General features: G+C 73.6%; 13 protein-coding genes. 8 read left to right on the top strand and 5 right to left on the bottom strand.

Translation table 11 applies throughout. From position 1 onward, the window contains the following. Positions 1 to 28: 28 nt before the first annotated feature. Positions 29 to 1,543 (bottom strand): PucR family transcriptional regulator, encoded by a 1,515-nt coding sequence (locus BLQ34_RS13595; RefSeq protein WP_231961171.1) that lies wholly within the window; start codon positions 1,541 to 1,543, stop codon positions 29 to 31. 101 nt (positions 1,544 to 1,644) lie between these two features. Here BLQ34_RS13595 and BLQ34_RS13600 point away from each other — a divergent pair, with 101 nt between their 5' ends. The 6 genes from BLQ34_RS13600 to BLQ34_RS13625 all read left to right on the top strand — a co-directional run bounded on the left by BLQ34_RS13600 (position 1,645) and on the right by BLQ34_RS13625 (position 7,290). Further along, positions 1,645 to 2,913, top strand: coding sequence for an NAD(P)/FAD-dependent oxidoreductase (locus BLQ34_RS13600; RefSeq protein WP_091786522.1), 1,269 nt, complete (start codon positions 1,645 to 1,647; stop codon positions 2,911 to 2,913). 127 nt (positions 2,914 to 3,040) lie between these two features. Then, positions 3,041 to 3,340: a metal-sensitive transcriptional regulator gene (locus BLQ34_RS13605; RefSeq protein ID WP_091786524.1), complete on the top strand. Its 300-nt coding sequence runs from the start codon at positions 3,041 to 3,043 to the stop codon at positions 3,338 to 3,340. Positions 3,341 to 3,383: 43 nt separating this feature from the next. Further along, positions 3,384 to 3,602, top strand: coding sequence for a heavy-metal-associated domain-containing protein (locus tag BLQ34_RS13610; protein ID WP_091786527.1), 219 nt, complete (start codon positions 3,384 to 3,386; stop codon positions 3,600 to 3,602). Continuing rightward, positions 3,599 to 4,600, top strand: a complete 1,002-nt coding sequence (locus tag BLQ34_RS13615; RefSeq protein ID WP_091786530.1) for a hypothetical protein — start codon at positions 3,599 to 3,601, stop codon at positions 4,598 to 4,600. The genes BLQ34_RS13610 and BLQ34_RS13615 overlap by 4 nt, the downstream gene beginning before the upstream one ends. Beyond that, positions 4,590 to 6,863, top strand: coding sequence for a heavy metal translocating P-type ATPase (locus tag BLQ34_RS13620; protein ID WP_091786533.1), 2,274 nt, complete (start codon positions 4,590 to 4,592; stop codon positions 6,861 to 6,863). The genes BLQ34_RS13615 and BLQ34_RS13620 overlap by 11 nt, the downstream gene beginning before the upstream one ends. A gap of 61 nt (positions 6,864 to 6,924) precedes the next feature. After that, on the top strand, positions 6,925 to 7,290 hold the full coding sequence (locus BLQ34_RS13625; protein ID WP_197674703.1) for a hypothetical protein: 366 nt from the start codon (positions 6,925 to 6,927) through the stop codon (positions 7,288 to 7,290). 148 nt (positions 7,291 to 7,438) lie between these two features. On the opposite strand, the gene BLQ34_RS13630 is transcribed toward BLQ34_RS13625, so the two are convergent. Both BLQ34_RS13630 and BLQ34_RS13635 read right to left on the bottom strand, forming a co-directional pair. Then, complete coding sequence (locus BLQ34_RS13630; RefSeq protein ID WP_157693051.1) at positions 7,439 to 8,551, bottom strand: lysylphosphatidylglycerol synthase transmembrane domain-containing protein; 1,113 nt, start codon at positions 8,549 to 8,551, stop codon at positions 7,439 to 7,441. A gap of 124 nt (positions 8,552 to 8,675) precedes the next feature. Beyond that, on the bottom strand, positions 8,676 to 9,029 hold the full coding sequence (locus BLQ34_RS13635; protein ID WP_091789979.1) for a UBP-type zinc finger domain-containing protein: 354 nt from the start codon (positions 9,027 to 9,029) through the stop codon (positions 8,676 to 8,678). A gap of 99 nt (positions 9,030 to 9,128) precedes the next feature. Here BLQ34_RS13635 and BLQ34_RS13640 point away from each other — a divergent pair, with 99 nt between their 5' ends. Further along, complete coding sequence (locus BLQ34_RS13640; RefSeq protein ID WP_091786539.1) at positions 9,129 to 9,626, top strand: DUF427 domain-containing protein; 498 nt, start codon at positions 9,129 to 9,131, stop codon at positions 9,624 to 9,626. A 112-nt stretch (positions 9,627 to 9,738) separates the two neighbouring features. On the opposite strand, the gene BLQ34_RS13645 is transcribed toward BLQ34_RS13640, so the two are convergent. Together BLQ34_RS13645 and BLQ34_RS13650 are read right to left on the bottom strand one after the other, a co-directional pair. Beyond that, positions 9,739 to 10,632 (bottom strand): hypothetical protein, encoded by an 894-nt coding sequence (locus tag BLQ34_RS13645; protein WP_091786542.1) that lies wholly within the window; start codon positions 10,630 to 10,632, stop codon positions 9,739 to 9,741. Beyond that, positions 10,625 to 11,545 (bottom strand): amidohydrolase family protein, encoded by a 921-nt coding sequence (locus BLQ34_RS13650; protein ID WP_091786545.1) that lies wholly within the window; start codon positions 11,543 to 11,545, stop codon positions 10,625 to 10,627. Before BLQ34_RS13650 ends, BLQ34_RS13645 begins: the two co-directional genes overlap by 8 nt. 198 nt (positions 11,546 to 11,743) lie before the next feature. Between BLQ34_RS13650 and BLQ34_RS13655 the strand changes: the two genes are divergently transcribed. After that, positions 11,744 to 12,214: a VOC family protein gene (locus tag BLQ34_RS13655; RefSeq protein ID WP_091786548.1), complete on the top strand. Its 471-nt coding sequence runs from the start codon at positions 11,744 to 11,746 to the stop codon at positions 12,212 to 12,214. Positions 12,215 to 12,368 lie beyond the last annotated feature (154 nt).

Consider the following 12,368-nt stretch of genomic DNA (forward strand, 5'->3'; position numbering starts at 1 on the left):
ACCCGTCGGATCCCTCGAAGACCCGGGGTCAGGGGGTGGTGAGCGCGGCGAGCTGGAGCCGGGTGGCGAGGCGGACGGTGGGGTCGTCGAGGTCGAGCCCGGCGAGGTCGGCGATCCGGGCCATCCGGTAGCGCATCGTGTTGGGGTGCACGTGGATCGCGCGCGCGGCGGCGGTCGGGGCGCCCGGGTGGTCGAGCCAGGCGGCCAGGGTGCGCAGGTGCTCGCTGTGGTGCTCGGCGTCGTGGTCGCGCAGCGCCGCCAGCGGGCCGAGCAGGTCGGCCGAGAGGGCGCCGGCGGCTCGGGCGACGGTGACCTCGGCCCACACCTGCTCGTGCGTCGCGACAGCGGTGCCCGGCGCCACCACCCGGTCGGTCTCCTGCGCCTCACCTCGCGACCGCTCGAGGTCCGCGGGTGCGTATGCCGTGCGGCCGGCGCGCGCCGTCAGCGCCAGCGACTCGCGGCGGGCCTGGGCGACCACCTCGCGCAGCCAGGCCCACGAGCCGGGTGACGCCTCGTCGCTGTCGCGCACCACGGCATACCCGCGGCCGTCGAGGTCGGCGAGCAGCGGCTGGTTCCAGGCGTGCCGGCGGCACACCGACTCCCACACGTCGAGCAGCCGGGCCGGGTCACCGTCGCCCCCGAGCGCGACGACCCGCCACGGCCCCGGGGGCAGCCAGTCGGCGGCTCCGGCGACGTTGCCGGAGAGCACCCCGCGCAGCCGGTCGGCGGCCACCCGGCGCGACAGGTCGGCCTGCGCCCGGAGCCGCAGCAGGTGCAGCGCCACCACCGAGGAGGTCTGCACGAGCTCGCCGACCAGCGCGGCGGGGGGACGCTCCTCGACCACCGCCCAGATCGAGCCGAGCCACTCACCACCGGCCCGTACCGGGATGACGAGGCGCGGTTTGGTGCCCCCCGAGGCGGGGACGAAGACCGGCTCGGCCGATCGGGCCAGCCGGCGGAAGACGCCCTGGGCCCGGAGCGTGGCCAGCACCTCGTCGGGCACCCGCCGGCCGACGATGGTGGAGACGCGGGCCGGGTCGGTGAGGTCCTGGCGCGAGGAGTAGGCGAGCACCCGGGACTGCGCGTCCTCGATGGTGACCGGCGCGTCGACCAGCGCGGCCGCGGCGTCGGCGAGCGCGAAGAGGTCGTCCTGCACCGGCGCGTCCTCGTGTCGCCCCGGTCCCACGGCCGCGCGGTCGATGACGCCGCGCAGCAGCCAGACGAGGTGGGCCCACGACGCCTGCTCGGCCAGCTCGACCAGCGCGACGCCACTGCGCCGCGCGCGGTCGCGGACGGTGCGCCGCCGGGCGATCCCCCGCCTCAGCACCACGCCGCCAGCGCCCGCCTCCGCAGCCCGGCGCACCAGGTCAGCGGCGGCCTCGGCCGACTCGACCCCCACCCCGAGCACCAGGTCACCGGGTTGACCCACGATCCCCTGCCCGGGTTCGGCGATGGTCAGGTCGTCGACCTCAGCGCCCTGACGGGGCACCCCGAGCGTGAGCAGCCCACCCAGCGTGGCGACGAGGTCGGTGACGGCGAGCACGCAGCCAGCCTCGACCCTTTGTGCTCTGGACACAAGTCCTTGGCGCAGATTCATGGGGTTGCCACAAGGCGGCATACCCCCAGGCCTGTCACGCTCGACCCATGGCCCCCATCACCGCAGCAGGTCTCCCCGTCCCCCAGCGTGTCGCCGTCGTCGGCGCCGGCATGGTCGGTCTGTCGACCGCCTGGTTCCTCCAGGAGCACGGTGTCGAGGTGACCGTCCTCGACCGCGAGGGCGTCGCCGCCGGGTCGTCGTGGGGCAACGCCGGCTGGCTGACGCCGGGCATCGCGACGCCGCTGCCGGAGCCCGCCGTCCTCAAGTACGGCCTGCGCGCGGTGCTGTCGCCGAGCTCGCCGGTGTACGTACCGCCGAGCGCCGACCCCAAGTTCCTCAAGTTCGTCACCGGGTTCACCAAGAACTCGACGATGAAGCAGTGGAAGAAGGCGATGGGCTCGCTCGTGCCCGTCAACGACCTGTCGCTGGAGAGCTTCGACCTGCTGCGCGACGGTGGCGTGCAGGCCGAGACGCGCGAGGCGAAGTCGTTCCTCGCGTCATACCGCACGGAGGCCGAGCGGGCCACGCTGCTCGAGGAGATCGAGCACATCCACGCCGCCGGCCAGGACATCGAGTTCGACGCCCTGACCGGTGACCAGGCCCGCGCCATCGAGCCCAGCCTGTCCGACGAGATCGGCTCGGCCATCCTGCTCAAGGGCCAGCGCTTCATCGACCCGGGCACCTACGTGCACGCGCTCGCCGACTCGGTGAAGGCTCGGGGCGGCAAGATCATGGACGCCGCGACGGTGGCCGACATCCGCGACACCGGCGCCGGCGTCGTCGTCACCACCGCCGAGGGCTCGGTCGAGGAGTTCGACGCCGCCGTCCTCGCGACCGGCGCCTGGCTCGGCAAGCTCGCGCGGCAGTTCGGCGTCAAGAACGTCGTCCAGGCCGGCCGCGGCTACTCGTTCTCGGTCGCGATCGACCACGTCCCCAACGGCCCGGTCTACTTCCCCGCCCAGCGGGTGGCCTGCACGCCGATCGGCGACCGCCTGCGCGTCGCCGGGATGATGGAGTTCCGCAAGCCCGAGGCCGCCCTCGACCAGCGCCGCATCCGGGCCATCGCCGAGGCCGCCCGCCCGCTGCTGCGCGGCGCCGACCTCGACAACCGCCAGGACGAGTGGGTCGGCTCGCGTCCCTGCACGGTCGACGGCCTGCCGCTGATCGGGGCCACGAAGTCGCCGCGCGTCTTTGCCGCCGGTGGTCACGGCATGTGGGGCATCACCCTCGGCCCGGTCACCGGCCGCCTCCTCGCCGAGACGATGGTCACCGGCAAGCAGGTCGAGCAGCTCAAGCCGTTCGACCCCATGCGCTGACCCCAAGCTCCTCCACTTCTGGCCACTGGTGTGGCACCGGCCCCCGATCTCGGGGTCCCGGTGCGGCATCGGTGGCCAGAAGTCGTGGGGGGCTTGACTCGATACCATAGGGGGGTATGGTGTGTGCATGAGTGAGAGCGCGACCCACCACGGTTACCACGACCAGAAGGACAGCCATCTCAAGCGGCTGCGCCGGGTCGAGGGCCAGATCCGCGGGCTGCAGCGCATGGTCGAGGAGGACAAGTACTGCATCGACATCCTCACCCAGGTGTCGGCCGCCACCAAGGCGCTGCAGTCCTTCTCGCTCGAGCTGCTGGAGGAGCACCTCGAGCACTGCGTCGTCGACGCCGCCCGGCGCGGCGGTCCCGAGGCGCAGGACAAGGTCCGCGAGGCCTCCGACGCCATCGCGCGGCTGGTCCGGTCCTGACCGCGCCCCACCCGCCCCCTGCACCGAACCCCGAGGAGCACCCATGAGCACCCAGACCTTCGACGTCGTCGGCATGACCTGCGGCCACTGCGCCAGCGCCGTCACCGAGGAGCTCAGCGCCCTCGACGGCGTGTCTACGGTCTCCGTCGACCTCGTCGCCGGCGGCACCTCGGCGGTCACCGTCGACGCGAGCCGCGAGCTCACCACGGCCGAGGTGGCCGCCGCCCTCGACGAGGCGGGCGACTACAGCCTGGCGCCGTGAGCACCGCCACCCGGGTCGCGGCCTTCGGGGCCGGGGTCGCGCTGGCGTTCGGCGCGGCCTTCGGCATCGGCCGGTTCGCCGACCTCGGCGGGTCGGTCGAGCGGGCCGAGGCCGCCACGGCCTCGGCGAGCCACGGTCACGGCGCCCCCTCGGCCGGCTCCACCTCCGGTGAGCAGTCCGGTGAGCAGTCCGGTGAGCAGTCCGGCGAGCCGTCCGGCCACGGTGCGGCGCACGACCAGACGGCTCCGGCGGCCGCCGACGCGCTCCCGGGCGGGCTGCAGGTCTCCCAGGACGGCTACCGGCTGGTCCTCGACCACCCGATTGGGGAGCCCGTCGACGACGGCGCCCTCGGCTTCCGCATCCTCGGCCCGGACGGCAAGCCGGCGCGCAGCTACACGACGACCCACGACAAGGCCCTGCACCTGATCCTCGTGCGACGCGACCTCAGCGGGTTCCAGCACGTCCACCCCACGCTCGCCGGCGACGGCACCTGGTCGGTCCCGACCAGCCGCACGCCGGGCAGCTGGCGGGTGTTCGCCGACTTCGACCCGGCGGGTCCGGTCGGACCGATGACGCTCGGTGCCGATCTGCTCGTCTCCGGGCCGTCCACCCCGAAGCCACTGCCCGCGCCCTCGAAGACCGCGGTCGTCGACGGCTACACGGTCACGCTCGACGGCCGGCTGACTCCCGGTCACGAGTCCCCACTCACCCTGTCGGTCAGCCGGGACGGCGCACCGGTGACGGACCTCGAGCCCTACCTCGCGGCATACGGGCACCTCGTGGCACTGCGCCAGGGCGACCTGGCATACCTCCACGTGCACCCCGACGGGGAGCCCGGCGACGGGCGCACCCGCCCAGGCCCGGCGATCGTCTTCCACACCACCGCTCCGAGCGACGGCACCTACCGGCTCTACCTCGACTTCAAGCACCGTGGGGTCGTCCGGACCGCCGAGTTCACCGTGACCGCCGGGACGGAGGTGGCGACCCATGGCCACTGACGCCCCCAGCCACGCCGGCCACCCGGACCCGGGCGGGTCGGTCGAGCTCGTCATCGGCGGGATGACGTGCGCCTCCTGCGCGACCCGGATCGAGAAGAAGCTCAACAAGATCGACGGCGTCACCGCCACCGTCAACTACGCCACCGAGAAGGCCAGGGTGTCGTTCCCCGCGACGGTCTCGACGGACGATCTCCTGGCGACCGTCGAGCGCACCGGCTACACCGCGACCCTGCCGGTGGTCGACCGCTCGGATGACGAGGCCACCCCTGACGCGGCCGATCCCACCGCCGTGCTCCGGCACCGGCTCCTGGTGTCGGTGGCCCTGGCCCTGCCGGTCGTCGTGCTGGCGATGGTGCCGGCCTGGCAGTTCCGCAACTGGCAGTGGGCCTCCCTCGTGCTGGCGGCCCCGGTCGTGGTCTGGGGTGGCTGGCCGTTCCACCGCGCCGCCTGGACCAACCTGCGGCACGGACAGACCACCATGGACACGCTCGTCTCGGTCGGCACGCTGGCCGCCTTCGGCTGGTCGCTCTACGCGCTCTTCCTCGGCACCGCGGGAGAGCCCGGGATGACACACCCGTTCCGGTTCACCCTGGAGCGCACCGACGGCGCGGGCAACATCTACCTCGAAGCGGCGGCAGGGGTGACCGCCTTCCTGCTCGCCGGGCGCTACGCCGAGGCCCGTGCCAAGCGGGCGTCGGGAGCCGCGCTGCGCGCCCTGCTCGAGCTCGGCGCCAAGGACGTGGCGGTGCTGCGTGGCGACGGCGACGACGCCCGCGAGGAGCGGATCCCCGTGGAGCAGCTGACGGTGGGCCTGCGGTTCGTCGTGCGCCCCGGCGAGAAGATCGCCACCGACGGCACCGTCGAGAGCGGCTCCTCGGCCGTCGACGCGTCGATGGTCACCGGGGAGTCCGTGCCGGTCGAGGTGGGTCCGGGCGACGCCGTGGTCGGCGCCACGCTCAACGCCGGGGGTCGGCTGGTCGTGCGTGCCACCCGGGTCGGCGCCGACACCCAGCTGGCGCAGATGGCCACGCTGGTCGAGGACGCCCAGAACGGCAAGGCCCAGGTGCAACGGCTCGCCGACCGGGTCTCCGGGGTTTTCGTGCCCGTCGTGATCCTGCTGGCCGCGGCGACGCTCGGCTTCTGGGTCGGCACCGGAGCGGGCTGGACCGCTGCGTTCACGGCAGCAGTCGCCGTGCTGATCATCGCCTGCCCCTGCGCCCTCGGGCTCGCGACCCCGACCGCGCTGATGGTCGGGACCGGTCGCGGCGCCCAGCTCGGCCTGCTCATCCGCGGCCCCGAGGTGCTGGAGTCCACCCGCCAGGTCGACACCGTGCTGCTCGACAAGACCGGCACGGTGACGACCGGGCGCATGTCGCTGGCCGTCGTGGTGCCGGCCCCGGGTGAGGACGCGGCCGTGGTGCTGCGGCTGGCAGCAGCCGTCGAGGACGCGTCGGAGCACCCGGTCGCGCGCGCGGTCGCGGACGCGGCGCGAGCCACTGCCCCGCTGCCGGCCGCCAGCGGGTTCGCGAGCACCGCGGGTCTCGGGGTCGCCGGCACGGTCGAGGGCCACGCGGTGGTGGTGGGGCGACCGCGCCTCCTGGCCGACTGGTCCGTCACCCTCCCCGACGAGCTGCAGGATGCCGTCTCGGCGGCCCAGTCGCGCGGCGCCACCGCGGTCGCGGTCGCGTGGGACGGCGTGGCCCGCGGCGTGCTCGTGGTGGCCGACACGGTCAAGCCGAGCTCGGCGCACGCTGTCGCGCAGCTGCGGGCACTCGGGCTGCACCCGGTGCTGCTCACCGGTGACAACGAAGCGGCTGCCCGGTCGGTCGCCGCCCAGGTCGGCATCGACGAGGTCGTCGCCGACGTGCTGCCCCAGGAGAAGGTCCACGCCGTGCAGCGGCTGCAGTCGCAGGGCCGGGTCGTCGCGATGGTCGGCGACGGCGTGAACGACGCGGCCGCCCTCGCGCAGGCCGACCTGGGACTGGCGATGGGCACCGGCAGCGACGTCGCGATCCAGGCCAGCGACCTCACCCTGGTGCGGGGTGACCTGCGCTCGGCCCCCGACGCGATCCGGCTGGCGCGCCGAACCCTCGGCATCATCCGCGGCAACCTGTTCTGGGCGTTCGCCTACAACGTGGCCGCCATCCCGCTCGCCGCCATGGGCCTGCTCAGCCCGATGATCGCAGGCGGTGCGATGGCCCTGTCGTCGGTGTTCGTCGTGACCAACAGCCTGCGCCTGCGCGGCTTCCGCGCCACCTCCTGAGCGACTGACCCGCGCCGGAAACCAGTGGGCAGCGCGGCGTCGGGGATGTGACGATCGTGCCGTGAGCACCGACCTCCGCGCCCTGCTGCAGTCCTCGCTCCTGCCCGCGATGCGGGTCGGCGACAAGGACACCGTGGCGGTGGTGCGGGCCGCCCTGGCCGCCATCGCGAACGCCGAGGCCGTGCCCGTCGCGGACGACCGACCGCTCACCGAGGGCCCGGTCGCCGGGGCCGCGGTCGGGCTCGGCGTGACCGAGGCGCCCCGCCGCGAGCTGAGCGAGGCCGAGGTGCGCGAGCTGGTCGAGCGCGAGCGCCAGGAGCGCGTGCACGCCGCCGAGGAGTCCGAGGCCGGTGGGCTCGGGGAGTATGCCGCGCGGCTGAGGACGCAGGCCGCCATCCTCGGCTTCCTGCTCGAGCGGACCGCCTGACGGCCCTCGCAGGAACCTTTGCTAGCAAAGGAAACTGATTGGTGGACAGGTTGCAACCTGTCCACCAACGCGGAACCTTTGCTAGCAAAGGTTCCTTGTCGGCGCGCGGGAACGGGTCGGCGGGGGTGGGCGCGGGTATGGCGCGGGGTCAGGCGGGGACGGCAGCGCCGCGGCGACGCAGCGACCAGGCCAGCATCGACAGGCCTCCGACCGGGATCTCCATCCCGAAGATGAACGCACGGTAGAGCAGCACGCCCGCCGCGGCGGTGGCCGGCTCGCCGTGGAAGGCCACCAGCACACCGGTCATGCCGAGCTCGACGATGCCGGTGGCACCCGGGGTGATCGCCACCATGGTGAGGATCCGCTCGACCGCGAAGGCCGCCCCCACGACCGCCGGGTGCACGTCGGCCCCGACCACCCGCAGGCAGGCCCAGAGCAGCACGGCCTGCAACGCGGCATACGCGAGCTTGCCGCCGATCATCCGGCCCCAGCCGGCGGCGACCAGCCCGGCACTCTCGCGGCGGAACGACGCCGCCCGCTCGGCATACCCCTCGTCGGCCTGGGGCAGGAACGGCACCCGGGCGACGACCCGGTCGGCGACCCGCCCCAGCCAACGCACCGCACGGTCGTCGCGCGCCACCAGCCACACTGCCGCGACGCTGGCGGTGAGCAGCCCGAGACCGACGTAGGCCGCCGTGCTGACGCTGCTGGACACCTCGACGCCCGCGACCCCCAGCCAGCACAGCGCCAGGCCGGGGAGGACGAACTTCAGGAGGGTGTCGACGAGGTTGGTCAGGACCGCCCAGCGGGCAAAGGCCGGCGACTCGAAACCCCAGGACCGGGCCATCCGCCAGTTGGCCACCGTGCCGGCCGCGCCCCCGAGCGGCAGCAGGTTGGACACGAACGACCCGGTCAGGTTGAGCATCAGCGCCCGGCGGTGCGAGAGCCCCGGCAGGGCCGCGGTCAGCGCCGGCGTCTGGGCCCAGAGCCCGGCCAGCCAGAGCACCGTCAGGACCGCGAGCTGGCCGAGCGACAGTCCCTTGAGCGCGGTGGCGATGTCGGTCCACTCGGCGCCGGCGACCTTGGGCAGGGCGAGCGCCACGATCCCGGTGGCCAGTGCCCCGCTCACGAGCAGCTTGGCGGCCCCCCGCCCGCCGCGGCCTCCCCCCGGAGTGCGGCGGGCTCCCCGAGCGCGCGCAGTCACCGGCCGCAGGGGTGCGGTCAGTGCCGTCGGCGTGAACAGCTCGGTGTGGAGGGCCATGGGACCACCGTGCCGGGTGCGCACCCTCGCGTACATGGGGGCAGGTACCCAGATCGACCCTGGGTGTGACTAGTCACCCTCAGGGTCGACCCTGAGAGGAGCCGTTCCCGAGCGGCGCCTCCTGCTACTGGTTGACGTGGTCCTGCCAGTCGGCCGGCACCTGCCCGGCCGGACCCGGTGTCGGCTGGTCCACCGGGTGGCTCTGCGGGTCGGCCAGCCGGGGTCCGCGAAAACCCCGCTGCGCGGAGAAGTCCCAGAACCAGTCCTCCCCCGGCTCGAAGCTGGTCATCACCGGGTGGCCGGTGTCCTCGAAGTGGTGGGTGGCGTGCTGGCTCGGCGACGAGTCGCAGCAGCCGATGTGGCCACACTGTGCGCACCGTCGAAGGTGCACCCACCATCCTTGTGCCGCAAGGCATTCCGCGCACCCGGTCCCGCTGGGTGGGACCTCGGTGTCGATCCCTGCCTGCTCCTGAGCCATCTGGGCCACCTCCGTCCGCCAAGGTACCTGTCCGCGTCGGTGCGCGCGCCCCGAGGGCGTCGCGGCGGCCCGGCCGCGGGCGGACGTAGCGTGGACCGCATGGCCCGCCCCACGCCCTCCCCCGTCAGCCCCGGCCAGGAGTCGGTCTGGGACTACCCGCGCCCACCACGGGTGGAGCCCAGTGGCGAACGCGTGGAGGTCTGGCTCGGCGGTGAGCGGGTGGCCGACACGACGCGGTCCTGGCGGGTGCTCGAGACCAGCCACCCGCCGACCTACTACCTGCCGCGGGACGCGTTCGGTGACCGGGCCCTGCGGCCGGCAGCCGGGTCGTCGTGGTGCGAGTGGAAGGGCGCGGCGTCATACCTCGACGTGCTCGGCGGCGGGCTGGTGGCGCCCCGCGCGGCCTGGTTCTACGCCGACCCGACCCCTGGCTTCACGGTGATCGCGGGGGCGGTCGCGGTGATGCCCGCGCTGGTGGACCGGTGCGTCGTCGACGGCGAGGTGGTGCGGCCCCAGGAGGGTGGCTTCTACGGCGGCTGGATCACCGAGCGTGTGGTCGGTCCGTTCAAGGGAGGCCCGGGCTCGCACGGCTGGTGACCGGCCCGCGGCGACCGGCGACCGGTCACCAGCACGGCAGCGTCGACCATGGTCAGTGCTCCAGCGGCGGCGGCGAGCCGGACCGATCAGCCGGACGACCAGCCGGACGAGGTCAGGTGTCGGACTGCGCCCGGTCCAGCGCCTCCTGCGCCTCCTGCCGACTCGCCTCGGCCGACTTCCGTGCCCGGACCGCGTCGGTCACCGCTTCCAGCGCCCGCTCGTCCGCCTCCCGCGCCTTGGCGAGCTGGCGCTCGACGACCGCGAGCCGTTCGCGGGTCTCCTCGGCTCGTTCGCGGGCCCTGGTGACGTCGGCCTCCGCCCTGGCGAGCGACTTCTCGGCGGCAGCGAGCGCCGCCGAGAGCTGCTCCTCGTCGGGTGCCGCGTCGTCGTCCTCGTCTGCATCCCCGGCACCCTCGGCCCCGGCCGCGTCGCGGGGTCCGCTCGCGCCGTCGCCTCCGCGGACGACCGACAGGATCGCGCCGGAGGTGGTGCGGACCACCGCCTCGGAGAGGTCGACCTCGCCGAACCCGCTGTAGGACAACGGTCGCGCGAGCTGGCCGGATGCCACCGCCGTCATGGCCTGCTCGTCCGCGAGTGCGGCGATCGCGGTGGCGCGCACGTCCTGCTGGGCGGCCGGGCTGCAGGTGCGGCCGGCGTCGGCGACCAACCGCACCGTGGTCTGCACGACCTCCTCGAGCAGCTGGTCGCGCTCGGGACGCAGCGAGGTCAGCGTGCCGGTGTCGAGGCGAGCCTGGGCCGCCCGCATGCGGCCGCCGAGGTCGGCGAGCGAATCGACGAGGTCGGGCGCCTCGCGGGCCAGGAGGTTCACCGCCCAGGCCGCGAGGCTCGGCTTGCGCAGCGCGCCGATCTCCTTGGCGACGGCCGGGTCACCGTCGGCCTTCTCGGCGGCAACCAGCCGCTTGCGCTCGGCCATGAACTCTTCTGGCACCACGGCATACAGGCTGCGCAGGGCGGCGGCGAGGGCGTCCTCGGCAGTGTCAGGCATCGGCGTCCTCCAGTCCGAGAAGACGGGCACCGTTGTGCCACAGCACTTTTCGCATCCAGTCGTCACCGAGCCCGAGGCGGTGGAGCGCCTCGAGCTGGTGGGCGTAGGGGTGGGGGATGTTCGGGAAGTCGGTGCCGAGGACGACCCGGTCGCCGAGCCCGGCCAGCCGCTCGACGTAGGCGGGCGGGAGCGGCGCGAACCGGTTGCTGAAGTCGGTACCGGCCATCGTCGTGTCGAGGTGCACGCGCGGGAACGCCTCGGCCAGGTCGGCGAACGCGTCGTACTCGTCCATGCCGAGGTGCGCGATCACGAAGGTCAGCCGCGGGTAGCGGTCGAGCACGGCAGCGACCGCCTTCGGCCCGGTGTACGCGCCCTCCTTGGGAGCCGAACCGGCGTGCAGCACCACGGGCTTGCCGGCGCGCTCCAACGCCTCCCACGCCGGGTCGAGCAGCGGGTCGTCCGGGCTGTAGCCGCCGACCTGCACGTGCATCTTGAACAGCCGGGCGCCCTGCCGCAGCGAACGCTCGACCTGTTCGCCGACACCCGCCTCGGGGAAGAGGGTGGCGCAGTGCACCGCCCCCTCGACGCGACGGGCGAATTCGGCGCACCACTCGTTGAGCCACTGCGCCATGCCGGGCTTGTGGGGGTAGGCGAGCGCCGGGATGGCCCGCACCCCGAGCGCCCGCAGCGTCGCGATGCGGGTCGCCTCGTCGTCGCGGTAGTGGATCGGCCACGGCTGGCCGTAGTGCTCCTGAGCCTGGTCGAAGTAGGCCCACACCTTCGCGAGCATCGGCTCGGGCAGGAAGTGCACGTGGATGTCGGCCAGCCCCGGGAGACCGAGCGCCCGCCAGTATGCCGGGACGTCGGCATCGGAGCGGGGGGCCGCGAGCTGCGACGACGGTGACGGGGCCACGACGGCGACGCTACGGCATTCGGGCTCGGCGTCCAGCGACGCCGACAGCGGTCCTCCCACTTCTGGCCACGGGTGCTGGTGGTGGGGCTGTTCGAGCGGCTCCGGTGCGCCATGGATGGCCGCAAGTGCGGGGGGCGATGAGTTCTGGGGCACGGGTCGGTCTATTCCTTCACCAACCGCCGTCGTGAGGAGCCCGCCATGCCACGCCAGTACGTCTGTCTCTGGTTCGACCGCCAGGCGGAGGACGCCGCGAACTTCTACACCTCGGTCTTCCCGAACTCGAAGGTCGGCCTGATCTCGCGCTACCCCGAGGCGAGCGGCGACCGGGCCGGCGAGGTCCTGACCGTCGCCTTCGAGCTCGACGGCGTGCCGTACGTCGGGCTCAACGGCGGACCGCAGTTCACCTTCGACGAGGCCATCTCGATCACGGTCGACTGCGTGGACCAGGCCGAGATCGACCACTACTGGGACGCGCTGACCGCCGACGGCGGGGAGGAGGGGCCCTGCGGTTGGCTGAAGGACAAGTTCGGGCTGTCGTGGCAGATCGTGCCCCAGGACTGGGACGCGATCTTCTCGACCGACCAGGACCGGGCCGCCCGCGTCTTCGAGGCGATGATGGGCATGAAGAAGCTCGACATCGCAGCCCTGGAGGCGGCCGGCAACGGCTGACCGCACCGGCTCCGCCCGGCTCTCACGCCTCCCACCTGCAGTGATGCGACCCATCCTCCACGCGATGAAAAAGGGTGTGTCCACTGTCGGTTGGCAGGTCTAGGCTTTTCCGAGGGCGCTGCGCAACGACGCGGGGAGCGCCACTTCACGCGTG

Source organism: Pedococcus dokdonensis, assembly GCF_900104525.1.
In the GTDB taxonomy this organism is placed as follows: Bacteria; Actinomycetota; Actinomycetes; order Actinomycetales; family Dermatophilaceae; genus Pedococcus; species Pedococcus dokdonensis.